21 protein-coding genes are annotated in these 26,422 nt (G+C 39.9%); 20 read left to right on the top strand and 1 reads right to left on the bottom strand.

The window, feature by feature from the left end; all coding sequences use genetic code 11:
- Position 1: 1 nt before the first annotated feature.
- The 4 genes from murF to B806_RS0117075 are packed head-to-tail and all read left to right on the top strand — an operon-like array spanning position 2 to position 3,740.
- A complete protein-coding gene (murF, locus tag B806_RS0117090) occupies positions 2-1,402 on the top strand; it encodes a UDP-N-acetylmuramoyl-tripeptide--D-alanyl-D-alanine ligase (RefSeq protein WP_017387059.1) in 1,401 nt (466 codons plus the stop codon).
- The gene (gene mraY / locus B806_RS0117085; RefSeq protein ID WP_017387058.1) at positions 1,403-2,521 is read left to right on the top strand and encodes a phospho-N-acetylmuramoyl-pentapeptide-transferase; all 1,119 of its coding nucleotides are present in this window, start codon (positions 1,403-1,405) and stop codon (positions 2,519-2,521) included.
- A 59-nt stretch (positions 2,522-2,580) separates the two neighbouring features.
- Positions 2,581-2,913: a hypothetical protein gene (locus tag B806_RS0117080; protein ID WP_002116981.1), complete on the top strand. Its 333-nt coding sequence runs from the start codon at positions 2,581-2,583 to the stop codon at positions 2,911-2,913.
- Positions 2,914-2,915: 2 nt separating this feature from the next.
- A complete protein-coding gene (locus B806_RS0117075) occupies positions 2,916-3,740 on the top strand; it encodes a putative RNA methyltransferase (protein ID WP_079381022.1) in 825 nt (274 codons plus the stop codon).
- Between the two features lie 54 nt (positions 3,741-3,794).
- On the opposite strand, the gene ponA is transcribed toward B806_RS0117075, so the two are convergent.
- Positions 3,795-6,356: a penicillin-binding protein PBP1a gene (ponA, locus tag B806_RS0117070; RefSeq protein ID WP_017387056.1), complete on the bottom strand. Its 2,562-nt coding sequence runs from the start codon at positions 6,354-6,356 to the stop codon at positions 3,795-3,797.
- A 161-nt stretch (positions 6,357-6,517) separates the two neighbouring features.
- Here ponA and B806_RS0117065 point away from each other — a divergent pair, with 161 nt between their 5' ends.
- From B806_RS0117065 to B806_RS0116990, 16 genes are all read left to right on the top strand, one after another.
- Positions 6,518-7,576, top strand: a complete 1,059-nt coding sequence (locus B806_RS0117065; protein ID WP_005067078.1) for a pilus assembly protein PilM — start codon at positions 6,518-6,520, stop codon at positions 7,574-7,576.
- A complete protein-coding gene (locus tag B806_RS0117060; RefSeq protein WP_017387055.1) occupies positions 7,576-8,217 on the top strand; it encodes a PilN domain-containing protein in 642 nt (213 codons plus the stop codon). The genes B806_RS0117065 and B806_RS0117060 overlap by 1 nt, the downstream gene beginning before the upstream one ends.
- A complete protein-coding gene (gene pilO, locus B806_RS0117055) occupies positions 8,214-8,966 on the top strand; it encodes a type 4a pilus biogenesis protein PilO (RefSeq protein WP_017387054.1) in 753 nt (250 codons plus the stop codon). The genes B806_RS0117060 and pilO overlap by 4 nt, the downstream gene beginning before the upstream one ends.
- 10 nt (positions 8,967-8,976) lie before the next feature.
- Positions 8,977-9,504: a pilus assembly protein PilP gene (locus B806_RS0117050; protein WP_002116864.1), complete on the top strand. Its 528-nt coding sequence runs from the start codon at positions 8,977-8,979 to the stop codon at positions 9,502-9,504.
- A 62-nt stretch (positions 9,505-9,566) separates the two neighbouring features.
- Positions 9,567-11,732, top strand: coding sequence for a type IV pilus secretin PilQ (gene pilQ, locus B806_RS0117045; RefSeq protein ID WP_017387053.1), 2,166 nt, complete (start codon positions 9,567-9,569; stop codon positions 11,730-11,732).
- Positions 11,733-11,743: 11 nt separating this feature from the next.
- Positions 11,744-12,313: a shikimate kinase AroK gene (aroK, locus tag B806_RS0117040; RefSeq protein WP_002116987.1), complete on the top strand. Its 570-nt coding sequence runs from the start codon at positions 11,744-11,746 to the stop codon at positions 12,311-12,313.
- A gap of 28 nt (positions 12,314-12,341) precedes the next feature.
- Complete coding sequence (gene aroB, locus B806_RS0117035) at positions 12,342-13,424, top strand: 3-dehydroquinate synthase (RefSeq protein ID WP_017403271.1); 1,083 nt, start codon at positions 12,342-12,344, stop codon at positions 13,422-13,424.
- A gap of 16 nt (positions 13,425-13,440) precedes the next feature.
- A complete protein-coding gene (locus B806_RS0117030) occupies positions 13,441-14,310 on the top strand; it encodes a hypothetical protein (RefSeq protein WP_017387052.1) in 870 nt (289 codons plus the stop codon).
- 461 nt (positions 14,311-14,771) lie between these two features.
- Positions 14,772-19,247, top strand: a complete 4,476-nt coding sequence (gltB, locus tag B806_RS0117025) for a glutamate synthase large subunit (protein ID WP_171057080.1) — start codon at positions 14,772-14,774, stop codon at positions 19,245-19,247.
- Positions 19,248-19,316: 69 nt separating this feature from the next.
- The gene (locus B806_RS0117020) at positions 19,317-20,738 is read left to right on the top strand and encodes an FAD-dependent oxidoreductase (protein WP_017387050.1); all 1,422 of its coding nucleotides are present in this window, start codon (positions 19,317-19,319) and stop codon (positions 20,736-20,738) included.
- Between the two features lie 174 nt (positions 20,739-20,912).
- The gene (locus B806_RS0117015; RefSeq protein WP_014207824.1) at positions 20,913-21,800 is read left to right on the top strand and encodes a metal-dependent hydrolase; all 888 of its coding nucleotides are present in this window, start codon (positions 20,913-20,915) and stop codon (positions 21,798-21,800) included.
- A 130-nt stretch (positions 21,801-21,930) separates the two neighbouring features.
- Positions 21,931-22,521 (top strand): LemA family protein, encoded by a 591-nt coding sequence (locus tag B806_RS0117010; RefSeq protein WP_002117090.1) that lies wholly within the window; start codon positions 21,931-21,933, stop codon positions 22,519-22,521.
- A gap of 24 nt (positions 22,522-22,545) precedes the next feature.
- Positions 22,546-23,628 (top strand): TPM domain-containing protein, encoded by a 1,083-nt coding sequence (locus B806_RS0117005; RefSeq protein WP_017403270.1) that lies wholly within the window; start codon positions 22,546-22,548, stop codon positions 23,626-23,628.
- Entirely contained in the window at positions 23,622-24,182 is a 561-nt protein-coding gene (locus B806_RS0117000; protein WP_017387048.1) for a TPM domain-containing protein, read from the top strand. Before B806_RS0117005 ends, B806_RS0117000 begins: the two co-directional genes overlap by 7 nt.
- Before the next feature lie 349 nt (positions 24,183-24,531).
- Complete coding sequence (locus B806_RS0116995; RefSeq protein WP_000993711.1) at positions 24,532-24,993, top strand: pilin; 462 nt, start codon at positions 24,532-24,534, stop codon at positions 24,991-24,993.
- A gap of 56 nt (positions 24,994-25,049) precedes the next feature.
- Entirely contained in the window at positions 25,050-26,363 is a 1,314-nt protein-coding gene (locus B806_RS0116990) for an O-antigen ligase family protein (RefSeq protein WP_017387047.1), read from the top strand.
- The last annotated feature ends 59 nt before the right edge of the window (positions 26,364-26,422 follow it).

Here is a 26,422-nt window from a genome sequence, read left to right as displayed (position 1 = left end):
TATGCATACTTCAACCACCAGTACCGTGCCTTTGGAACCGTGGACAGCTCAACAATTACAACAGGCAACACAGGGCTACTGGCATAAAGACCAGATCCCTCAAACTGAAATTAAACGTATTTTGACGGACTCGCGTCATGCGGAAACTGGGGATGCCTTTTTAGCACTAAAAGGTGAGCGTTTCGATGCGCATGATTTCGTTGTGCAAGTTGCTGCAAATGGTTGTCAAATAGCTATTGTTGAACGTCCGTTAGATGTAGATATTGCGCAACTCGTTGTTGCCGATACCCGATTGGCTTTAGGGCAACTCGGCGCTTATCGCCGTGAGCAAAACTCACAATTAAAGGTGATTGCCTTAACGGGAAGTAGTGGTAAAACTACAACCAAAGAAATGCTGGGAAGTATATTGTCGCGCTTAGCACCGACACTAATCACCCGAGGGAATTTAAATAATGACCTTGGTGTACCCATGATGTTGCTAGAGCTTCGCAAGGAACATCAATATGCGGTAATGGAGTTGGGTGCAAGCCATCAAGGCGAGATTGATTACACATCAAAACTCGTTCAGCCTCATGTTGCGGGCATATTAAATATTGGTACAGCTCATTTAGGCGAATTTGGTGGCCGTGAAGGTATTTGCCGCGCAAAATCGGAAATTTATCGTCACATTTTACCGAATGGCGTTGCAATCGTGCCGCAACAAGATGACTTCACTGCCGAAATTCTTGAAGCTGCAAAAGCTCATCGTATTTCTACATTTGGTGTAGGAGGTAATGTCTATGCAACAGATGTGGAATTATTGCCTCAATCAACGAATTTTAACCTTCATACACCGCAAGGTAGCAGTGCAGTTAAGCTTCCTTTTGCGGGTGAGCATAATGTTCAAAATGCGACCGCAGCTGTAGCTTTTGCTTTAGCAATTGGTATTGGACTAGAAGATATTGTCCAAGGTTTAGAGCAAGCTCAGGGGGCCAAAGGTCGTCTTAACTTTATTCAAAAGTCACCTTACTTATTTATTGATGATACCTACAATGCCAATCCGACTTCTATGCGCGCTGCTGCACAAGTGTTGTTGCAGCAACAAGGCGTAAAAGTGATGGTCATGGGGGATATTGGTGAGTTAGGTGATAGCAGTTGGAAAGAGCATCATGATTTAGGTCGTGATCTTGCCGAACTTCCTTTAGATCATATTATTGCAGTTGGACAGTTCGCTCCAGCTGCTTTCGAGGGTGCAGACTCTCATTCTAATAAAGTGAAAGCATTTCAGACACAAGCTGAGGCGCTTCCATTTTTAATCAATCTAATCCAAACACATCAACCCCAGTCCATGAGTTTCCTGTTTAAAGGTTCTCGCTTTACTCATATGGAAACGTTGATGGCTGATTTGATGGAGAAACTTTAAATGCTGTTATGGTTGTTTGAACAACTTGCGGGCTATCACAGCTCGTTTCAGGTCGTTCGTTATTTAACATTACGTTCTTTACTCAGTGTATTAACTTCACTGACCATTGGTCTGGTCCTTGGGCCGATCATGATTCGTAAATTACAAGCGTTAAAATACGGTCAGGCAGTAAGTTCGTTTGCTCCTGAAAATCATGCTAAAAAAATGGGTACACCAACGATGGGCGGAATTTTAATTCTGCTTTCAATTGGTATTAGTACTTTACTATGGGCTGATTTATCTAACCCTTATGTCTGGATTGTGCTTGGTGTAATGGTTGTATTCGGTGCTGTAGGCTGGGCAGATGACTGGATTAAAATTCGCTATAAAGACAATGCAGGTTTACCTGCACGTAAGAAGTTTTTCTGGACTTCTGTTGCATCGCTGGGTGCTGGTATTGCGTTATATTTAATCGCAACTCAACAGTCCAATGCAGAACATACCGCAAACATGTTGGACTTATTGATTCCATTCTTTAAGAATCTTTCAATTCCACTCTCAATTGTTCCTTTAGGTCTGGCATTTATTGTATTTACCTATGTGGTGATTAATGGTGCTTCTAACGCTGTTAACTTAACAGATGGTTTAGATGGCTTGGCAATCATGCCAGTTGTCATGGTAGCTACGGGCTTAGGCGTATTTGCTTACTTGTCTGGTGACATCCGTTTCGCTAACTACTTACATATTCCTTATGTGAAATATACATCTGAACTCGTAGTAATCTGTTCTGCCATGATTGGTGCTGGTTTGGCATTCCTTTGGTATAACGCGCATCCTGCTCAAGTATTTATGGGTGATGTCGGTGCTTTAGCTTTAGGTGCGATGCTTGGAACAATTGCGGTTATGGTTCGTCAAGAAATCGTATTTGCAATTATGGGTGGTGTATTTGTAATGGAGGCAGTATCTGTATTCTTACAAATCGGCTCCTTACGTATGCGTAATAAACGTGTGTTCTTAATGGCGCCGCTGCATCATCACTATGAAAAGCAGGGCTGGAAAGAAACGCAAGTTGTGATCCGTTTTTGGATTATTACAATTATATTAGTAGTTTTAGGTCTAATGACTTTAAAATTGCGATAGATCTTATTTTAGTGTCAATATAAAGCCAGTTCTACTGGCTTTTTTTATTGGAGAGGTGAATGACAAAAGTTGCTGGTCTAGACCAATTATCTGTGATTAATCAAAAAGTAGTTGGAGAGGGCGAAGTATTACCTCAAGTTGTACTTAAAGATGGAAGTCAGGTGCAAACAGGAACTGTAGCGACAATGCTGCACAATATTGAATTATATAATGCAGGGCAAAGAGGACAAATTGAGGAAGAGCTAAAGATCGCAATTCCAACGTTAGTCAAAGTAGGTCTGTTTGATTTGTTTCAGGTAGATGAATGGATTAATGGTACAAATGCAGGTCGTACCTTTGTTGGACTACACGCAAAGACTTATTTACAACAAAAAGAACAAGAGAATAATTAAAAGTGGCTAAGCAAGTTTTAATGTGTCCTGTGTGTCGTCAGTCCCTGAATTTAACTGAACGAACTTGGCGATGTGAGCAAGGACATAGTTATGATGTAGCTAAACAAGGCTATGTCAATTTACATGTGGTGCAACATAAACATAGTAAAAACCCAGGGGATACGCCCGAGTCAGTCGATGCGCGACGAGCTTTCTTGCAAGGTGGTTATTATCAGCCTTTACAGCAGGCTGTAGTCGCTTTATTAAAGCAATTAGATGTAAAAGCAATACTCGATATCGGATGTGGTGAGGGCTACTATACAAGTGCTATGCAGCAAGTTGTTGAGCAGTGTGTTGGAGTTGATATTGCAAAAAACGCGGTACAACGTGCGGCAAAGCTCAACACTGAAGTAACTTGGGTGGTGGGAACAGGAGCAACTTTACCTGTGCTAGATCAGAGTATGGATGCTTGCACCAGTTTATTTAGCCCAATTCCGCAAGCAGAAATTGCGCGTGTTTTAAAAGATGAGGGCTATTTAATTGTTGTCACGCCTGCTTCTGAACATTTGTATGCCATGCGTGAGGCTTTATTTGAGCAAGTTAATCCTCACACACCAGAAAAGTTTGTAGAGCAACTACAAAATTTGTTTGAGTTAAAGCAAGAGCAGATTATTGATGCGCCTTTTGTGCTTGATCAACAGGCTCTAAAAAATCTGATTGCTATGACGCCTTATGCTTACAAAGCTTCTCCTGAGCGCCGTTCGCAGTTAGAGCAGCAGTCACAATTAGAAATAACTGCATCTTTTCAAATTTATGTCTTTCAGAAGCGCAATAAAAAAGCCATCTAACGATCTATTTTAAGAGCGCAAAAAAGAAGCCATCTGATGATGGCTTTTTTTTTGCTATTCAATCTGATTAATCAGATTTTCTAATTCATCTTTTTCTCGCTTAGGAGCGGACTCCTGTGAAGGTCTCATGGCAGGAGGCGCAGCTTTTGACGGAATAACAATTTCTTCACCTGGTAAATCGGAAAAGTCATTGTCATTGCTTAATTTTGGTTGTGGCGGTGCTGGTCGATAAAGCGGACGTGCTAGTGGTGGAGCCGCGCGATAAGTTTTCTTATCAGCTACTTCTGTCACGGTTTCTTGTTGGTTACGTGAAATAGGACCTTTAGCATCTTTATCTAAACGAACCCAAGCTGCTGGCGTACCTTGCAATGCTTGACCCATAAAGTTAATCCAGATCGGCAATGCAGCAATACCACCATATTCACGACGGCCAAGCGTAGTCGGTTGGTCAAATCCAACCCATGCTACAGTCACTAACTTGCCGTTGAAGCCTGCAAACCATGCATCTTTTGCATCATTCGTAGTACCTGTTTTACCACCTAAATCACTACGGCCAATTTTAAGTGCAGCACGACCTGTACCATGCTCAATTACATCACGTAAGATGTTCGCCATATCATAAGCAGAGCTTGATTTTAAAATACGTTGAGCTTGGCGATATTGACTGTTGTTTTTGTCAGTCTGTTTAAGATTAAGCTGCTTAGCTGCATTTTCTTTCTGCTCTATGTCTTTATTCGTAACCTCAATGACTTCATCATCAGTCGTTTTAGGTTTTTGCTCATCATCCGTTGTGTCAGGTGCATTAATACATGGAATACACGCGTATTCTGGTTTGGCTTCATAAATGACTTTGCCATAAGCATCTTCAATATGTTGAATGAAATGCGGTTGAACACGGTAACCGCCGTTTGCAAACGTTGCATAACCAGTCGCCATTTGAATTGGTAATACTTGAGGAGTACCTAAGGCAATGGTGTAGTTGCGAGGAATTTGATCTTCTTGTAAACCAAAATCCATAAATAATTGGCGAGTACGTTCAATCCCTACTGTTTGTAGAAGTCTTACTGATACAGTGTTACGAGACAAATATAAAGCACGACGTAATGGGATCATACCTAAGTAACGCCCATCAGAGTTTCGCGGTGTCCATTTGCCAATCGTAATTGGGCTATCATTCACCATGCTATACGGGGTCATACCTCTTTCTAATGCTAAAGCATAGAGGAATGGCTTGATTGTAGAACCCGGTTGACGCCAGCCTTGTAAGGCACGGTTAAATTTTGATTGATAGAAGTTGTAGCCACCTACGATTGCTTCAATTGAACCATCATTCGGGTTAATTGCAATGAGTTGACCTTGAACTTTTGGAACCTGAACTAAAGACCATGCGGTTTTATTATCATTTGGGCGTAAACGAACAATATCTTTAACTTTAACAATTTGGGACGCACGTGAAGGAGCACCACCTACGCTATTTGCATTGCGATAGGGGCGTGCCCATGACATGCCAGACCATTGAACCGTAACGGTTGAGCCATCTTGCATTAATGCTTCAAAAGAGCTGCTATTTACCTTAGTGACTTGTGCAGGATAGGTGTTGGCATATGCTCTAAATTCAGTTAACGGTTTGTCATGTGCTTCAGCACCACGCCAGCCATGACGACGGTCATAAGCTTCAAGGCCATCTTGCACAGCTTTTTCTGCAATCGCTTGGCGTTTAGCATTAATTGTTGTGTAGACTTTATAACCAGAATCAATGGCTTGTTCGCCAAAATGCTTTACAAGTTCTGAACGAACCATTTCCCCAGCATAGGGATGAATATTATTTAAATCCCGATTGGGCATATTTAAATTGATCGGCTCTGCAACTGCTTTTTGATATTCTGCTTGAGAAATATAACCCAGCTGTAACATACGGCCTAAAATCCAGTTGCGTCGTTCGAGTGCGCGCTCAGGATTAACTACAGGGTTATATTTAGAAGGTGCTTTTGGCAAACCTGCAATCATTGCCATTTGAGCAATACTGAGCTCATTAATGCTTTTGTTATAATAAATTTTAGCTGCTGCCGCGATACCATACGCATTTTTCCCTAAGAAGATTTTATTCACATAGAGACTGAGAATTTCTTCTTTAGACAAATTTTGCTCAATTTTTCGAGCCAAAAAGATTTCGGTTATTTTACGTTTTAGAGTTCTTTCTGGACTCAAATAATAGTTCTTTGCAACTTGCATGGTGATCGTTGAACCACCAGTTTGCACATCTGAACCCGTTACACTTTCGCTCAAAGCACGGCCTAAACCTTTAAAACTGATCCCGCTATGTTCAAAGAAAGAAGAGTCTTCTGCTGCTAAAAATGCATGAATAAAAGCAGGGGGAATTTGTTTGTATTCAACCGGAATAGAAAGCTTACCACCGTACTCGGCAATCAGTTGATTGTCTGAAGTGTAGACCTGTAATGGTTTTAAGAGGGGAGCTTTTTTTAGTGAACTCATTTCTGGAAGCGATGGGGCGATATAGAGATACATGCCATAAAAGCCCATCGGAAGTGAGACTAAGATAATAATAATGATCAAAAAAATTGGACGCACGAAGCCCAAACTGGATAGCTTTTTCATGATAAGTAAGCTTTAATAAGATCGAATACAAACTAATTGTGGTCAGTATAGCCTTTAGACATGCGGATTGTTAGATGAGATATTGTATCCGTGTAAAAATAAAGACCTAGATTATTGGTTTGTAATTTTTTTTGGGGATAAAAAAATAATAGGACAATAGTGTGCTCAGGTTATATCGTAAACCGAATAAGGGGTTAATGGGTGTCGATATTAGTTCGACTTCTGTTAAGTTGTTAGAACTCTCTGTTAAGAACGGTAAATATTGGGTAGAAAGCTATGCTTTAACGCCTTTACCTGAGAACAGTGTAGTTGAAAAAAATATCTTGAATCCAGAAGCAGTTGCAGAAGCTTTGGAACGGGCGATGAATTTAGCAAATCCCCACACCACTAACGCTGCAATTGCTGTTCCAACATCGACGGTTATTCATAAAACCATCGAAATGGATGCAGATATGAACGATGATGAACGTGAAGTTCAGATTCGATTAGATGCGGAGCAATATATACCGTTCCCTTTAGATGAGGTGAGCCTTGATTTTGAGGTTTTACCAGATCGACTGCCGAATCCAAATCGTGTGAATGTACTTTTAGTCGCAACACGAACAGAAAATGTTGAAACACGCGTAGAAGTACTGGAACTGGTTGATTTAACGCCTAAGCTTGCTGATGTTGAAAGTTATGCTGTCGAGCGTGCTTTTAGTGTGTTTGCTGATAGCTTACCCATGGGTGCAAATACCATTGGTATTTTAGATATTGGCCATACCATGACCACATTATCGGTTATGCAAAATGGCAAAATCATTTATACCCGTGAACAAGTCTTTGGCGGTAAACAGCTTACTTTGGAAATTCAAAGCCGTTACGGTTTGTCATTAGAAGAAGCGGGACGCGCTAAAAAAGAACGTTCTTTGCCAGATGATTATGACATCGAAATCTTAGAACCATTTTTAGATGCTGTAGTTCAGCAAGCTGCTAGATCTCTACAGTTTTTCTTCTCTTCATCCCAATTCAATGAAATTGACCATATTTTGCTAGCAGGTGGCAATGCCAACATTCCAGGGCTTGCTAAATTGTTGCAGCAGAAACTCGGTTACCGAGTCACTATTGCCAATCCATTTTTACAAATGGGTTTCTCTCCTCAAGTCGACGTTCAAAAAATTGAAAATGATGCTTCTTCATTAATGGTTGCATGTGGCTTGGCTTTAAGGAGTTTTGATTAATGGCAACAATTAATTTACTCCCTTGGCGTGATGGGCTTAGGGAGCAGCGTAAAAAACAATTTATTATTTTATGTTTTGGGGTCGTTGTTTTGGGGATAACCACTGTATTTGCAGGGTGGTTTTATTTGAATCAAAAATTAAATGATCAAGAACAAGCAAATCAGCTCATCATCAGTACAAACCAGAATCTAGATCAACAACTTAAAACCTTAAATGGCTTGCAAGAACAGCGGGACGCAATTATTGAGCGTATGAAGCTCATTCAAGGTTTGCAAAGCCAACGTCCGGTCGTTGTACGTTTGGTGGATGAATTAGTACGTGTGACCCCGGCAGCCATGTATTTGACTAAATTCAGTCGAAGCGGAGATAAATTTACGATTGAAGGTAAAGCGGAAAGTCCAAATACGGTTGCAGAATTATTACGTAATCTCGAAGCATCGCCATGGTATCGCAACGCTTTTATGAGTTCTTTCTTGGCGACCGAAGAGAAAAAAGATAAGGCTGTAAGTTCTTTGCTTCCTAGAGTTGAAGATAGCTATGGCAGTTTTGTTGTTACTGTTGATGTAGGGGAAATGGGTGTGACTACAACAGATGATACCGCCAATACGTCTGTAGGTACGGATAAGGAGGCGGCAAAATGAGTCCTGATGAACTTCATGAGCTGTCTTTAGAACAAGCTCCATCTAAGAAAAAAAAGATCACCTTAGAAAAATTTCTTCAGCAATTTAACACGCTCGATATGAACAGTTATGGCAGCTGGCCATTATCTGTGAAAATTACGTGTTGGATTTTTATTTTCTTTGCTGTATTGGCTTTAGGGTATTTTGTTGCTATTCAACCAAAGCTACAAGCAATTGATAATGCTCAAGCACAAGAAAGTAATTTATTAAATGAGTTTCGAGAAAAAGACTCAAAATTACGCAACTTGCAGCAATACCAGCTTCAGCTTCAAGAGATGCAAGCCAACTTCAATCAGCAGTTAGAACAATTGCCAAAAGAAACCGAAATTCCAAGTTTAGTTGAAGATATTAACTTAACGGGGGTGAATTCTGGTCTGAAGTTTAAAAATATCCGCTTAGAAGATGAAGTAAAGCAGGAAATTTTTATTGAACAGCCTATTACTATCGAAGCAACTGGGGATTATCACGCTTTCGGTGCTTTTGTTAGCAGTATTGCGGCATTACCACGTATTGTGACAATGCATGATTTTGTTGTTGAAGCTGCTCCTGTTAAGGATGGTAAATCAGATATTCCTGTGCTTAATTATTCTATTAAAGCAAAAACTTATCGCTATATGGGTGCTGTAGAAAATCCTGAACATCAGGAAAAAAATGCTTCGGCTTCCTCGGTAGCACCTGATTCTTCTACTGCTAACACACAGCCGAAATAGGAGAATTACGATGAAACTTAAACAATTTTCTCTTTCTATTTTGGCATGTTTAGCTTTAGCTGGATGCGACTCTAGAATCGATGCTGTAAATCAGCAAATGGCCGATATACGTAATCAGCCACCACAAGCCATAGAACCAGCGCCTGTTTTTACGCCTGTGCCACAATTTAATTATGCAGCCCATCAGTTAAAGAGCCCATTTTTACCAAGCTCACTTGCTGCTGAGCTCAAAATTATGGCGGGGAAACGAGTATATCCGAATTTCTCACGTGCACCACAGCCACTCGAAAGCTATGCATTAGAGTCCTTAAATATGAAAGGAAGTATGCGTAACAGCCGCGGGCAAGTCATGGCTCTGATCCAAACACCTGATCAACAAATTGAGCGAGTGCAGGTAGGGAACTATATCGGGATGAATCAAGGTCGAATTACCCATATTGGTCCTACTCAGATTGATCTGGTGGAGATTGTCCCTGATGGGCGAGAAGGCTATGTGGAGAGACCAAGAACCTTAGTGTTAATTGGACCCGCACCCTAAAATTTAGGGAATAACAAAGAAAAAATTATTTTTAAAGATTATTTATTGGGGATGGTTAGACAATGAATCACGTATTCCGTCAGTTTTCTATGGGAGCTGTGGCGATTGCAATTATGCAGGTTGCATCTGCACAGGTCAGCATGACTAATATTGTACCGATGCAAATAGCGGGTCAGGGAACAGAAATTCGAGTGATATTTAATGGCTTGCCACCGCAACCACAGGCCTATCAGCTTGAGAATCCTTCACGTTTGATTTTAGATTTTAATAAAGCGCAGCAGAATTTAATACAGTCAAAAGTAGCGATTGGAACGAATGAAGCGAGTTCGGTCGATGTAAGCTCCGATGATCAGCGTTCACGTTTAACTGTAAATTTGAAAGAGGCAGGTGCTTTTACTACTCGTATTGAAGGCAACACTTTTATTTTAAAGATTAATTCTGCGCAAGCTGTAGCTAAACCTGTATCAGCAAGTGCAATGCAAACCCAAGGTGTTTCAAACATCGGCTTCCAACGCGGTAGTCAAGGGGAAGGCCTTATCGTTATTGACCTGTTGGGAGGTAATACCCCTGTTGATGTGCAACAACAAGGCAGCAAAGTTGTAGTAAAAACTTTGGGTTCTAAAATTCCTACACATCTAGCTAAACGCTTAAATGTAAATGATTTTGCGACACCTGTTTCGACAATTGAATCTTATAATGAAAAAGGCAATGGCGTTATTACGATTCAATCTACTGGTAGCTATGAATATATGGCTTATCAGGCAGAAAATAAATTAACCATTAGCCTCAAGCGTCCGCAGGACAAAAATGTAACCTCTTTATATAAGACGCCTAATTACTCTGGTAATAAGCTTTCTCTCGATTTTCAAGATATTGAAGTTCGTCGCGTTTTACAGTTACTTGCTGATTTTACTGGTATTAATATGGTCGCGGCTGATAGTGTGCAAGGTAATATCACTTTGCGTTTAAAAGATGTACCATGGGACCAAGCACTTGATATTATTTTAAAAACTAAAAATTTAGATAAACGCAGAAATGGAAATGTAATTTGGATTGCTCCAGTTGCGGAACTGATCAAGGCTGAAGAAGAAGAAGCAAAAGCTGTTGCACAGAGCGTGAAATTAGCCCCATTACAAACTGAGTATATTCAACTTAAATATGCGCAAGCTCAGGATATTATGAGTTTAATTACTCAAGGCTCAAATAATAGCAATGGTATGCAGCGCACATCTGATGGTGGAAATTCTACATCTACTAATTTAAATACTGGTGTTGATAGTTTAGGTAATAATGTAGGAAGTTTATTGAGTCCCCGTGGAACAATTACTCAAGATGATCGTACCAATACCTTAATTATTAATGATACGGCTCAGTCGATTGATCAAATTCGTAAAATGATTGATCTGTTGGATGTACAAGTTAAACAGGTTATGGTTGAGGCGCGAATTGTAAGAGCATCTACTTCTTTTACCAAAGAGCTCGGTGTTAAATGGGGTATATTATCGCAAGGGATCACTAACAATAATAACTTGTTAGTTGGTGGTAGTGAAACGACCTTGTGGAATTTACGAGAGCCCAAAAAGGATGAGACTACGGGTGGTTATAAATACACGATTGAACGTCCAGATAACTTAAATGTCGATTTAGGTGTAACCAATCCGGCTGGGAGTATTGCCTTTGGCTTGATTAGTATGTCTGATTTTATGCTTGATCTTGAACTTTCTGCATTACAAGCTGATGGCTATGGTGAGGTTATTTCTACCCCTAAAGTAATGACTGCAGATAAACAGCCTGCAAAAGTTGCAACAGGTCAACAGGTCCCATATCAAACTACAACTAATTCTGCTGCTGGTGCTACAGCAAGTACCTCTTTTAAAGATGCACTATTAAGCCTAGATGTTACCCCGAGCATTACGCCTGATGGTAAAATTCAAATGAAATTGGATATTTCAAAGGATTCGGTTTCGGGTGCGGCTCCTAATGGTGAATTGATCCTAAATAAAAATAATATCAAGACAAATGTGTTGGTGAATAATGGTGAGACAGTCATTTTAGGAGGGGTGTTTGAGCAGACAACCCTTAACTCTCAAACCAAAGTTCCTTTCTTTGGGGATTTACCGGGAATTGGACGCCTATTTAGGAAAGATCAGAAATCTGATGATAAGCAAGAGTTGCTGATTTTCGTTACGCCACGAATTGTTAATGACACTTTGGTGAGAAATCATTAATATATTTTTTAATGAAAGCAATTGAAATAGGTGGCGCCTTGCCAAGCAAAGCGTTTGAAACCCTGCCAAATATTTATTTGGTAGGGCCCATGGGGGCAGGAAAAACAACCGTTGGACGTCATTTAGCCGAACTATTAGGGCGTGAATTTTTAGATAGTGATCATGAAATTGAACGCAAAACAGGTGCCACTATTCCCTGGATTTTTGAGAAAGAAGGGGAGTTTGGATTTCGTACTCGTGAAACAGTAGTGTTAAATGAGTTGACTTCCCGTAAAGCCTTAGTGTTGGCGACAGGTGGAGGTGCGATTACTCAAGCACCCAATCGCGAATTTCTAAAGCAACGTGGTATTGTTGTTTATCTTTACACTCCTGTAGAACTACAATTACAACGCACTTACCGCGATAAAAATAGACCTCTATTACAAGTTGAAAACCCTGAACAAAAATTACGTGATTTGTTAAAAATACGTGATCCTCTATATCGTGAAGTTGCGCATTACACGATTGAAACCAATCAGGGTGCTGCTCGTGATCTTGCTCAAAAGATTTTGCAACTTATTTTGTCCAACCCGCTAAAATAGCCAAACTTACTTGTGGTTTTATAAACTCATGCAAACTTTACATGTTGAATTAGGCGAACGCCGTTATCCTATTTTTATTGGCAGTCAACTTGATCCTAAGCAGTTGCTTGAGCCTTATATTCATGGTCAACAGGTCATGATCGTGAGTAATGAAACGGTCGCTCCTTTATATTTATCTCATTATCAAGAAGCTTTAAAAAGTTTGGGTAAAACTGTAGCGACTTGTATTTTGCCAGATGGTGAGAAATATAAAGATATTCAACATCTAAATTTAATTTTTGATGCTTTACTTGAAGCTGGTTTTAATCGTGATTGTACGGTTTTAGCTTTGGGTGGTGGTGTTATCGGGGATATGGCTGGTTTTGCGTCAGCATGTTTCCAACGTGGTGTTTATTTTATTCAGGTTCCGACTACACTTCTTTCACAAGTAGACTCAAGTGTGGGTGGTAAAACGGGGATTAATCATCCTCTTGGTAAGAACATGTTGGGCGCATTTCAGCAACCTCAAGTTGTTTTGGCTGATATGGCTCAACTCGATACTTTACCAGATCGAGAGTTATCTGCTGGATTATCAGAAGTCATTAAATATGCCTTGTTGGGTGACGCTGATTTTCTTGTTTGGTTAGAGCAGAATATGGATGGGTTAATTGGGCGAGATGCTGAACTTTTAGCAGAAGCTGTTTATCGTTCATGTGCTCATAAAACGCGTATTGTTGCTAACGATGAAAAAGAGCAAGGCGAACGAGCTTTACTCAACTTGGGTCATACTTTCGGTCATGCGATTGAATCTTACCTTGGCTATGGCACTTGGTTGCATGGTGAAGCAGTAGCGACAGGCATGGTGATGGCGGCTGATTTATCACAACGTTTAGGTTGGATTTCAAGCGATGATGTAGAGCGTACAAAAAAAATTATTCAACGCGCTAATTTGCCGATATCATGTCCAAAAATTCCATTGGATGAATTCCTTGGATATATGGCGCATGATAAAAAAGTTCTCAATGGTCAATTACGTTTAGTGCTCTTAAAGCAACTTGGGCAAGCAGTAATTACTAAAGACTTTGATGTTGAACTCATGAAACAAGCTATTTTGGCAAATCAACACGGATAATAAATTAAGGTAACACATGACTGTATCACGTACACTTTGGCAGAATGTTCAACAATATATCTGGTTGGTGGGTGGTATCGTCTGCTTGTTGCTCGCTTTTATTTTTTGGGTAATGACCGATAGTAAAAAGCTGGTTGAAGTTGAAAAATCAGCTGATTCGGATGCGCCAGTGCAAATTCAGCCAGAGAAGGTGGCAACAACGGCTAATTTAGGGGCTTTAGCTGATGAAGTTAGACCTCTTGATTTAACAACCCGTACGGTTGCTTCTGGTCAACATGAGGCAGAGTTCCGCGGTACAAAATTTATTAATGAAAACAAGAAACAATGGACACTTGAGCTTTTCCGTGCGTCTGATGAAGATATTATTAAAAACTTTTTAAAAAATCGTCCAGAACGGAATAAATTTATCTACTTCCGTTTAAGCGGAGATAAGCAATCTGAACAATATGTTTTGACATATGGTGTATTTAAACGTTCTGAAGATGCAATTCAGCAGTTAACCCAACTTAATCTTGATTTACCTGAATCAATTAAACCTCAGCCGCAACAATTTTCGACCTATGCGCCATTAGTCAATGATTTAGGTGCGGATGAAATGAAAGGTGGTATTAGCCAAACTTATGAAGTGCGGTTACGTCCAGCTGCTCTGCCTAAAATTGATGAGTCTTTACTTATAGGGGGCGGTGTGGCTACACAACCTAAAGTGGCGGCTCCAGCAACAAACTCTACAACTCGTACAACGATTATTCGTCGAGATGCTGAGGGGAATGTTGTGGATGTACATCAGTCTAATTCGGCAGTTGATATGGCTAAAAAGACTCAACAGAATCGTACAACAGAACCTTCAGTAAAAAATGCAACAAATGAGGGCACAAGAGGTAATTAATTATAAGGATGTGTTGCACAGATATGGTGCAATAATAATAGTTATATATATTTTTTGATCACCTGTGGTGCATATTTAGTCATTTATTAAAATGATAACGCGAATAAAATCGATCTATTTTCAATAATTATAAATACTTAATTGCAAAAAATAACATTGGCATAGTTTTTGCTTTATTCTTGTGCTTATTAATGTGCTGTAAACTATTTTAGCGCTCTAAAGAGTAAATTCTATGCAGAGTCGAGGGGTCGAACTGCTTTAAAAGAGTGCGAAATAAGTCAAAACATTTTTCTAGCAAAAACCAGTGTACGTAAAAATGGAACAGCGTATATTGGCTTATCAGCCCAAAAATTTTTTTTGTGAAACATTGAGCTAACTGTCGTCCGTAGGCACTATCGCAAAAAGAAGTTGTTTGTTTGACGCTCGAAAGAGCCTTATTGAAAGAAGGGTACGCTATGCACATGCCATCGCCTAATACTGTAGCTCCCGCTCAAGGTTTATATCAACCTGATGAGTTTAAGGATAACTGTGGTTTTGGACTGATTGCCCATATGAAGGGTGAATCAAGTCATCATCTAGTTGAAACCGCGATTCACAGTTTAAGTTGCATGACGCACCGTGGTGGTATTGCCGCAGATGGCAAGACGGGAGATGGTTGCGGCTTATTATTGGCGATGCCAAAGCAATTTTTCCGTGATGAAGCAAAAAAACTGAGTGATATTACACTGAGTGAAATTTTTGCTGTGGGTACTGTATTTTTAAATACTGATCCGGCATTAGCGCAACATTCTAAAAATATTTTAACGAAAGAAATCGAGTCAGATGGCCTACGTGTACTGGCTTGGCGTGTTGTCCCTACAAATAACGATGCACTAGGTGAAATTGCGCTTCAATCTTTACCGGCTTTTGAACAGGTCATTGTGAACTGTCCAATGGGTGTAACTGAAGTTGAATTTAACCGTAAATTATTCTTGGCACGTCGTCGTGCAGAACAACAATTACAAAATGATCCGTCATTCTATGTGACTACGCTTTGTTCGACAGTAATCAGCTATAAAGGCTTGATGATGCCGGCTGCAATTGCTGAGTTCTATACAGACTTAGCTGATGAGCGTTTAAAATCACATATCGTGGTATTCCACCAACGCTTCTCTACTAATACACTACCGCGTTGGCCGTTGGCTCAACCATTCCGTTACCTTGCTCATAATGGTGAAATCAACACAATTACAGCAAACCGTAACTGGGCGTTGGCGCGTACTCCTAAATTTGAAAACCCATTATTACCAGGTCTTACTGAGCTTAACCCAATCGTTAACCGTACAGGTTCGGACTCTTCAAGCTTAGATAACATGCTTGAGATCTTAGTAGGTGGTGGTATGGATTTATTCCGTGCCTTACGTATGCTCGTACCACCAGCTTGGCAAAACGTAGAAACTTTAGATGCAGACTTACGCGCATTCTATGAGTTCAACTCTAAACATATGGAAGCTTGGGATGGCCCGGCAGGTCTCGTTATTCAAGATGGTCGTCATGCAATCTGTATGCTTGACCGTAACGGTTTGCGTCCTGCGCGTTGGGTAATTACCAAAAATGATTACATTACCTTGGCATCTGAAATCGGTGTTTGGGGTTATGAGCCTGAAGATGTAGTTTCTAAAGGTCGTGTAGGTCCTGGCCAAATTTTGGTAGTTGATACCTTAACAGGCAAAGTACTTGATACTAAAGATGTTAGTACACATTTGAAAAACATGCGTCCGTACCGTGAGTGGTTACGTGATCATGCGATTCGTTTAAATGCAAACCCAGAACTTGAAGAACAATTAGTCGATAAAGGCTTAACTGGCGACGCTTTAAAAGCGGCTCAAAAAATGTTTATGGTGACATTTGAAGAGCGCGACCAGTTGTTACGTCCAATTGCTGAAAGCGGACAAGAAGCTGTTGGTTCTATGGGTGATGATACGCCAATGGCTGTATTGTCTCGTCAAGTACGCCACGTAACAGATTACTTCCGTCAACAGTTCGCTCAAGTTACGAACCCGCCAATTGACCCGCTACGTGAGTCAATTGTAATGTCGCTTGAAACCTGTTTAGGTCGTGAGCAGAATGTATTTGAGCAAGGCCCTGAGCATGCTGACCGTATCATCATCTCTAGCCCTGTATTGTCAAATTCAAAAATGCAGCAAATCCGTAGCATCGAGCGTCCGGGTTATGAAGCGGTTGATATCAATTTAAACTATGCCGAAGAAGAAGGCTTGCAAGCTGCGATCACGCGTATCTGTGAAGAAGCGGCGCAAGCAGTTCGTGATGGCAAAACTTTAATTGTTTTAACAGACAAAAATATCCGTCAAGGTTTACTGCCAGCAAACGCAGCACTTGCAACAGGTGCGGTACATCATTACCTCATCAAAACTGGCCTACGTACTGATGCAAACATCATGGTTGAAACTGGTTTTGCACGTGATCCGCACCAATTTGCGGTATTACTAGGTTTCGGTGCAACCGCTGTTTACCCATACCTTGCATATGACGTGATCAATGATTTGATTGCGAAAGGTGAGCTTTTAGGTGATCCAATCCATGCGCAAGCAAACTTCCGTAAAGGTATTGAGAAAGGCTTATTAAAAGTTCTTTCAAAAATGGGTATCTCTACAGTTGCTTCTTATCGTGGCGGTCAGCTATTTGAAGCAGTAGGTTTATCATCAGAAGTGGTAGATCAGTGTTTCTTAGGTGTTCCAAGCCGTATTCAGGGTGCAACATTTGCTGATCTTGAAAAAGACCAGAAAAAACTAGCAGCGACAGCTTGGTCAAATCGTAAGCCAATTGATCAGGGTGGTTTGCTCAAATTCGTATTTGATAAAGAATACCATGCGTTCAACCCAGATGTGATTAACGCATTACACAAAGCCGTTCGCTCTGGTAAATACGAAGACTTTAAAGAATATGCTGAGTTGGTGAATAATCGTCCAGTAGCGACTATTCGTGACTTATTTAAGTTAAAAACAACTAACTCAATTCCAGTTGAATCGGTTGAATCAGTTGAAGATATCTTACCTCGTTTTGACTCGGCAGGTATGTCTTTAGGCGCTCTGTCCCCAGAAGCACATGAAGCAATTGCAATCGCGATGAATACGATTGGCGGTCGTTCAAACTCTGGTGAAGGCGGTGAGGATCCTGTTCGTTACGGCACAATTCGTAACTCGAAAATCAAACAGATCGCATCTGGTCGTTTTGGTGTAACTCCTGCATACCTAACTTCTGCTGAAGTATTGCAAATTAAGGTTGCTCAAGGTGCAAAACCAGGTGAGGGTGGTCAGTTACCGGGTGGTAAAGTAAATGGCTTAATCGCACGTTTACGTTACTCGGTACCGGGTGTAACGCTAATTTCACCTCCTCCACACCACGACATTTACTCAATTGAAGATTTGTCTCAGTTAATTTTTGACTTGAAACAAGTTAACCCTAAAGCAATGGTATCGGTGAAATTGGTATCTGAGCCGGGTGTAGGTACGATTGCTGCTGGTGTTGCAAAAGCATATGCGGACTTCATTACCATTTCAGGTTATGACGGCGGTACCGCAGCATCTCCACTTTCTTCAATTCACCATGCGGGTTCTCCATGGGAATTAGGTTTGAGTGAGGCGCATCAAGCACTTCGTGTAAACGACTTGCGTGGAAAAGTACGTGTACAAACTGATGGTGGTTTAAAAACTGGTCTTGATGTGATCAAGGCAGCAATTTTAGGTGCTGAAAGTTTCGGCTTTGGTTCAACACCAATGATCGCTCTAGGTTGTAAATACCTCCGTATTTGTCACTTAAATAACTGTGCAACTGGTGTTGCAACTCAACAAGATCATTTACGTCAAGAGCACTACATTGGCGAGCCAGAAATGCTCATCAACTTCTTCCACTTTATTGCTGAAGAAACTCGTGAATGGTTGGCTGCACTAGGTGTTTCTTCATTGAAAGACTTGATTGGTCGTGTTGATTTGCTTGAAGTATTACCGGGCGAGACTGAAAAACATGCTCACCTTGATTTAAGTGCTCTGTTAACTTCGCATCCTTCTGCCGAAGGTAAAGCACAATACTGTCAAGTAGAAGGTAATGCACCATTTGATAAAGGTGTATTGGCTGAGAGAATGGTGGCTGAAATGCTTCCTGCAATTGAGTCAAGCGCTGGTGGTCAGTTCAACTTCAACGTCGTGAACTGTGACCGTTCGATCGGTGCTCGTGTTTCGGGTGAAATTGCTCGTCGCTACGGCAACTTGGGTATGGAAGCTCATCCAGTTGTAATGAACTTAACTGGTACAGCTGGTCAGTCGCTTGGTGTTTGGAATGCTGGTGGTTTACACATCCGTCTTGAAGGTGATGCAAACGACTATGTAGGTAAAGGTATGGCGGGTGGTCGTATTTCGATTTTCCCACCACAAGGTTCACCTTTCCAAACACAAAATACAGCAATTATTGGTAATACCTGTTTGTATGGTGCAACTGGCGGTAAGCTTTTTGCAGCAGGTACAGCGGGTGAGCGTTTTGCAGTTCGTAACTCTGGCGCATTTGCTGTAATCGAAGGTGCGGGTGATCACTGCTGTGAATACATGACAGGTGGTGTTGTGACTGTACTTGGTAAAGTAGGCCATAACTTTGGTGCGGGCATGACTGGTGGTTTTGCTTATGTACTTGACCTTGATAATGACTTCGTAGATTACTACAACCACGAGTTGATTGATTTAAATCGTATTTCAACAGAATCTATGGAAGATCATAAAGAGTTCTTGTTGCGTATTATCGATGAGCATATCAAAGAAACTGGTAGTGCTTGGGCTTATAAAATCCGCAATGAGTTCGATTTCTACAGCCGTAAATTCTGGCTTGTGAAACCAAAAGCTGCTAATTTGCAAACGCTTTTGAAAACAACACAAGCTGACCCACAATAATTCCACGACTGCAAAGACATAGGCAGGTGCGGGCAACAAGGAAATCCGCGCCTACCCACGGAGAGAGACATGGCAGAACGCCTAAATAATGACTTTCAATTTCTGGATGTACCACGTCAAGATCCAGAGAAAAAAGATATTACTGTCCGCAAAGCAGAATTTGTGGAAATTTATAAGCCTTTTACATCGGAAACTGTCACTAATCAGACTCACCGTTGTTTAGGCTGTGGTAACCCATATTGCGAATGGAAATGTCCTGTACATAACTACATTCCAAACTGGTTAAAACTGATCGCTGAAGGCCAAATTTTCCAAGCTGCTGAGCTTTGTCATCAAACCAACACACTACCTGAGGTATGTGGTCGCGTATGCCCACAAGACCGTTTGTGTGAAGGTGCTTGTACCTTAAATGATGGTTTTGGTGCAGTAACCATTGGTAATGCTGAGAAATATATCAATGACACAGCTTTTGCTTTAGGCTGGCGTCCAGATATGTCAGGCGTAAAATGGAATGACAAAAAAGTTGCAATTATTGGTGCTGGTCCTGCTGGTTTAGGCTGTGCAGATATTCTAGCTCGTGGTGGTGTTAAACCAGTTGTATTCGATAAGCGTCCTGAAATTGGTGGCTTACTTACATTCGGTATTCCAGAATTTAAAATGGAAAAAGATGTGATGAAACGCCGCCGTGAAATTTTCACAGGTATGGGCATCGAATTCCGTTTAAATACTGAAATTGGTAAAGACATCACGATTGATGAATTGCTTGCAGAATATGATGCGGTATTCATGGGTATGGGAACTTATACCTATATGAAAGGTGGTTTCCCGGGTGAAGATCTTGATGGCGTTTATGATGCACTTGATTTCTTAATCTCTAACGTGAACCGTTGCCAAGGTTGGGAAAAAGATCCAAGTGAATACATTAGCCTAGATGGTAAAAAAGTTATTGTTCTTGGTGGTGGTGATACCGCTATGGACTGTAACCGTACTTCTTTACGCCAAGGTGCTCACGATGTAACTTGTGCATACCGTCGTGATGAAAGCAATATGCCGGGTTCTGCACGTGAAGTAAAAAATGCCTACGAAGAGGGTGTGAAATTCCTATTCAATCGTCAACCAGTCGAAATCGTTGGTGAAAACGGCAAAGTGACAGGCGTAAAAGTGGTAACGACACAAATGGGGGAACCAGATAGTCGTGGCCGTCGTAGCCCTGAGCCAATTCCGGGTTCTGAGGAAGTATTACCAGCTGATGCAGTTTTACTTGCTTTCGGTTTCCGCCCAAGCCCAGCAGACTGGTTTGGTAATGTGAATATTAATCTTGATGGTTCAGGCCGTGTTGTCGCAGCTGAAAAGCAAGAATTCAAATTCCAGACATCAAACCCGAAAATCTTTGCTGGTGGTGATATGGTACGTGGCTCAGACCTTGTCGTGACTGCTATTTGGGAAGGCCGTCAAGCTGCCGAAGGTATTTTGGATTATCTTGGTGTTTAATAAATTAATTTGTTAAATAACTGAAAAAAAGCCTACTTCAAGTAGGCTTTTTTATTGTCTACCATTAGTCACTTTGATGTTTTTGGCAAATATAATAAGCTTTTTTGCCCTTTTTAGCGTTTAAAGCTCGCGACATACTCGAAACTTCCTTCTTCAATACAGTAGGTGTTGAATATGAACATCGCAGGTATGACGGCAGAAAAATCATATTTAAATCGTCGAAAAGCGTTGGGTATTACAGTGCGTCGTCTTGAATTTAATCCAAAAGCGATCAAGCGGCACTATTTTGCAAATTCACCTCTCATGTCGCATTTTTTAACTGCACTCTCATCAACGTTTCCGGTGGGTGAGCAATTTTTTGTAAATAGTGTACGTAATGTACGTGATAAAGTCTCAGATCCTCAGCTACAAGCGCAAATTGCAGCGTTTATTGGACAAGAGGCCATGCATTCCAAAGCACATGGTGAGTTTAATGAAGCTTGGCGACGTGATGATTATAATCTGGACAGTTTTCAAAATTGGCTAAATGAGCGCGATAAATATTTAAGAACAATTCCACCTAAGCTGCAATTGGCACTCACCTGTGCATTTGAACATTTCACTGCTTTACTTGGGGGATATGTTTTACAACATCCAGAGTTATTAAAAACGCTAGATGAAGATGCGCTAAAACTTTGGGTATGGCATGCGATTGAAGAAATTGAACATCGTTCGGTTGCATTTGATGTTTATCAACATGTATATGGTGATGATCGTATCCGTCGTTTACTCATGCGTAGCGTCACAACAGGATTTGCGAGTCTCGCTTTTTATGGGACAACTCGTTTATTTTGGCAAGATAAATGGAATAGCTTACCTAAAATCGGGGGTAATTTATTTGGATTATATTTACTGATGAAGATGCTTGTTCAGTTAATGCCAGAATACTTCGCATATTACAAAAAAGATTTCCATCCGAGCCAAAAAGATTATGGCAGGATGGTTAATTATTGGAAAAGTTCTTTAGCAGAAGAATATCAAATGGCAAGTTTTGAACAAGAAAAAGATCAGCGATTGAGCTAATAGATAACCGGATTTAAAAGTCCGGTTTTTTAAAATCAATAAAATAAAAGCAACACAATAATGCCTAATTCATCATACAATCAGGTAAAGAGGTTAAAAATATAAAGAAAAACTTGAGGATAATGTGCCGATGAAAACGTTGAAACAATTTGCGATCGCAACAACACTTGCCAGTACCTTACTGTTTTCGGGGTGTGGCTATAATACTCTACAAGTAAAAGATGAGGCTGTAACAGCAGCGTGGTCTGAAGTACAGAACCAATATCAACGTCGATCAGATTTGGTACCAAATCTTGTAAACGTCGTTAAAGGCTATGCTAAGCATGAAGAGCAAGTATTAACCGAAGTAACACAGGCTCGTTCTAATGTTGCAGGTTTAAAAGTTGATAAAGAAGTTTTAGAAGATCCGGCTTTACTTGAAAAATATCAACAGGCTCAAAGTCAATTAACAGGGGCATTATCTCGACTCATTGCTGTTTCGGAAAATTACCCAGATTTGAAAGCCAATACTCAATTCCAAGAACTACAAGTTCAGCTTGAAGGTACTGAAAACCGTATTGCTGTTGCGCGTAATCGTTATATTACAACAGTACAAGACTATAACTCATATGTGCGTCAGTTCCCTCAGGCAGTAACAGCAAAAGTAATTGGTATGCATCCAAAAGCCAATTTCTCTGCAGAAGCATCTGCACAACAGGCTCCAAAAGTTTCTTTTGATTAATTTTATAAATCAAAGGAGTGCCGTATGAGAAATACTCTATTGCTTCAACCAAAGCAAATTAAGGTCTTTATCTCGACCTTAATTTTGCTCTGTTGTGGTGTTCTTTTTCAGAATACGGCATGGAGTGAAACTAATATTGCAACTGCTACCGATGAGGCTGATGCAATAGTTGCTGGCAAAATTATTCAAAAGCAACAAACTCAAGCTGCTGCAACTAAACTAGAGGGGCAAGCTGCTTCAAGTCCTGCTCCTCAAGTCCAAGTTGCGAATGATATGGCTGATGGGGAGTCAATTCGTGGTTTGCCAACTTTAAACCAGCCTGTTATTGATCAAGCCAATATCTTAAGCGAAGCTGAGAAGCAGCAACTTGATCAAAAAATTCTAAGTTTATACCAACAAGGCAAAGCGCAGATTGGTATTGTGATTGTTCCTACCACTGGCCAAGAAGATATCTTTGATTATGCATTACGTGTTGGTGAAAAGTGGCAATTGGGATCATCTAAACGTGACAATGGATTACTCATTGCAGTCGCTGTAAATGACCGCCGTATACAAATACTAACCGGTTATGGCTTAGAAGGAGTATTGCCGGATATTGTGGCAAGTCGGATTATTCGAAACCAAATTACACCTTATTTTAAACAAGCCCAATATGCCCAAGGTTTGAGTGCAGGTCTTGATGAAATCGGAAGAATTTTAAATTTAGATCCAGAAGTAGCACAGCAATCTGCCCAAGATTTAAAAGAACGTCAGCATCAAGCTGCAGAAGAACAGCAAGCCAAGCAGACAACGCTGACAATGGCTTTATTTATTCTTGTTGCTGGAATTGTGGGTTCGTTTATTGTTGGTCGTCCGCTTAGTGCATCTACAGCAGGAGTTGCTGCTGCGGTAGCAGGATTTGTAAATGGGGCGGGGCTAGTCACTAGCTTACTACTTGGTTTTGGTATTTTCTTTTTACTTATTACATCAATTGCCCAACTTATTTTACAGGCCATTTTAAGTGGTTCTGGTGGCGGTGGACGTGGAGGAGGCTTCGGCGGAGGTGGCGGAGGCTATGGTGGCGGCGGAGGTCGTTTTGGCGGTGGAGGTGCTTCAGGCTCATGGTAACAACATCAGAAACAACACAAATTATTACTCAACCAAAAATTGAGGAATCTGTAGAGCCAAGTCTAAAACGTTGGTTTAAACATCTATGCTATTTACCTGCCAGTAGTCGTTATTTTTCAAAACAAGATAAGCAAGCTATTGCTGATGCTGTACAACAAGCAGAACATGGCCATGTTGGAGAAATACAGGTTGTAATTGAAGGCCATATTCCAGTGTCACAAGCCTACAGACAAAATACTCGTTTAAGAGCACAGCAATTATTTGCAGAATTAGGTGTTTGGGATACCGCCTTAAATAGTGGCGTATTGTTATACCTAAATTTATGTGAACGAACAGTAGAAATTATATTTGACCGTGGCATTCGAAATGTGACTAATGATCAAGTCTGGCAACAGATTTGTGAAGCAATAGTACAGAAGCTTAAACAACAACAATATCAACAAGCTGTAGTGATTGGCGTACAACAAATTGGAGAGGTATTGTCACGTTTTTATGATGAGAACATGCCAGATCAATCCAATGAATTGGGGAATGCTCCGATTATCCTTAATTAACTCGCTTTGTAATATTCCTATATTAGCTAATTTTCATAATTTTACTTTTTAAAGCTGACTGACAAAAAATGTCACCTACTTATTTATTTTTAAAGAGATTTTGTTCACATAAATAAACATAAACTTTGAGTTGTGTAATTTATTTTTTTTAATGCGTGAAGTGTTTTCATAAAAATTTATATGACATTTTTTGTCACTTACTTACACCTATTTAATATTTAAGAATAGTTAATTATGGAATAAGTATTTGTTTTTTAATTAAAATAAAAGTTGGCATGGATGCTGCAATATAGTTGATAGCTGAAAAAGCTTATATAAAAACATACATACAATCTTTGGGGAAAAGGCTATGAATGCACAAAAAGGTTTTACATTAATTGAACTCATGATCGTAGTTGCCATTATTGGTATTTTGGCAGCAATCGCGATTCCTGCGTATCAAGACTATATCGCTCGTTCTCAAGTTAGTGAAGCTATGGAGTTAGCTAGTGGATTGAAGGGAGCTGTTGCAGAGACTTTTAGTCAAGATGCTACTTGCCCAACAAATGGTACTAATGGAATTGCTACTGCTACTGATATTAATGGTAAATATGTTGCTTCTGTAACCACGGCAGGTACCGCTGCTGCCTCAGGTGGATGTACAATTACTGCAAAAATGCGGGCAACTGGAGTTTCAAAAGGTATTCAAAATGGAGAGCTTACTCTAACTCTTAGTAATGCAGATAAAGGTTCAAATGTGTGGAGTTGTACTTCAACTGGTTCAAACAAAATTGAACAAAAGTACTTACCTAAATCATGTACTTCTTCATAATATTACTGTCCTAAAAAGAGAGGTTTGCCCTCTCTTTTTTATTAAAGAAAATAAATATGTTAGTAAAAAATATTACCTCTTTGGGGGTGGTAATTTATCTTATTACAGCATTATCTGGGTATCAAATTGGCTGGTCTTTCGTTCAATATGACGAACTTCGTTTATTACAATTTCCCTTAGCATTATATGCTTTATCGGTTTTAATATTTACCAAAAAAATAGAATATTCAATTTTTACTCAAATTACTTTTTTACTTATAGGTTTATTAACTGCTATACAGATAACAACTTATAGTATTTTTCAGTTTCAAGAAATTTGGTCTGGGATAGCATTACTATTTATATTTTCTGTTTTAACATATGAGTTAAAGAATATAGAAAATATAGAACATGGCTTAGTATTTATTGTCGTTTCAGCATTTATTCCTTGTTTATTTATTTGTATTTCTATCACTAATTTTATTTTCTACAAACAATGGTTTGACTGGCAATTTAACTCTGGCACGATCCGAATTTATGACAGTGTTATCGTGCCTATATTCTTTTTTCTAATTTTTTTAAAAAATAAAAAATACCCTTATTTTCATTACTTTTATCCGTTTGCTATTTTCTTTTTTGCTCTAGCGTGGTTTTTTGACGGAGCTAGATCCGCCTTGCTTGCTGTAATGACAGGATTGTTGATTTTCTTTATATACTCTCGAGAAAATCGAAAGCTCATTTTGCAAAGCTGTATTTACATTTTTTTAGCTTTTTTAGTTTATAAAACTACTATTTATTTCGCTGATAAAAATACCATGACCGTAATAAGGGTTGGGACATCAATGCGTTCAGAGATGTGGAGTTTTGTTTTTGAGCAATGGAAAGAAAAACCATGGTCTGGTGTGGGGGGAGGTTATCTCTCAGAAATTCAATATAAATATGGACATCACATACATAACCTATATTTAAGGTTAATTTTTGAATGGGGAATAGTTGGATGTATTTTTTTAGTTTGGATGATATATCAAGTTATTAAGTTGTTCCGAGATAAGAATGCTTTACCTATTGCAAAAGCTGGCGTGGTTGCAATTTTAGTTGATGCGATGTTCTCAGGAAGTATGGTTTATCCTGCTTCACAAATGGCCTGTATATTATTTTTAGCATTTGCTTTTTCTCAGCGCCAACAGTCTAAAGAATATTTGAAATATCCCTATAGACTCACGAAACTATTAATTGCTTTATGGGGAGTTGTCTTCATATACATCACGATCGTTTATTTAGCACAAGATATAATGTGCTGGGGCTGTGGTAGCTATGACGGAAGAATGGCGCCAAACTTTTGGTTTTATGGTGCTGCTGAGCACTTGATACCAGCTTCACAAATTCCTTAATTTTTTGAAGTAAATCTTATCAAGATCTTTTCATAGAGAGTTCATACATTTTCTTTTAG

It is taken from the genome of Acinetobacter sp. TG2027 (assembly GCF_000302435.1).
GTDB classification, from domain to species: domain Bacteria; phylum Pseudomonadota; class Gammaproteobacteria; order Pseudomonadales; family Moraxellaceae; genus Acinetobacter; species Acinetobacter pittii.
The sequence above is the reverse complement of the archived record's forward strand: the minus strand, read 5'-3'. Positions and strand labels throughout refer to the sequence as shown.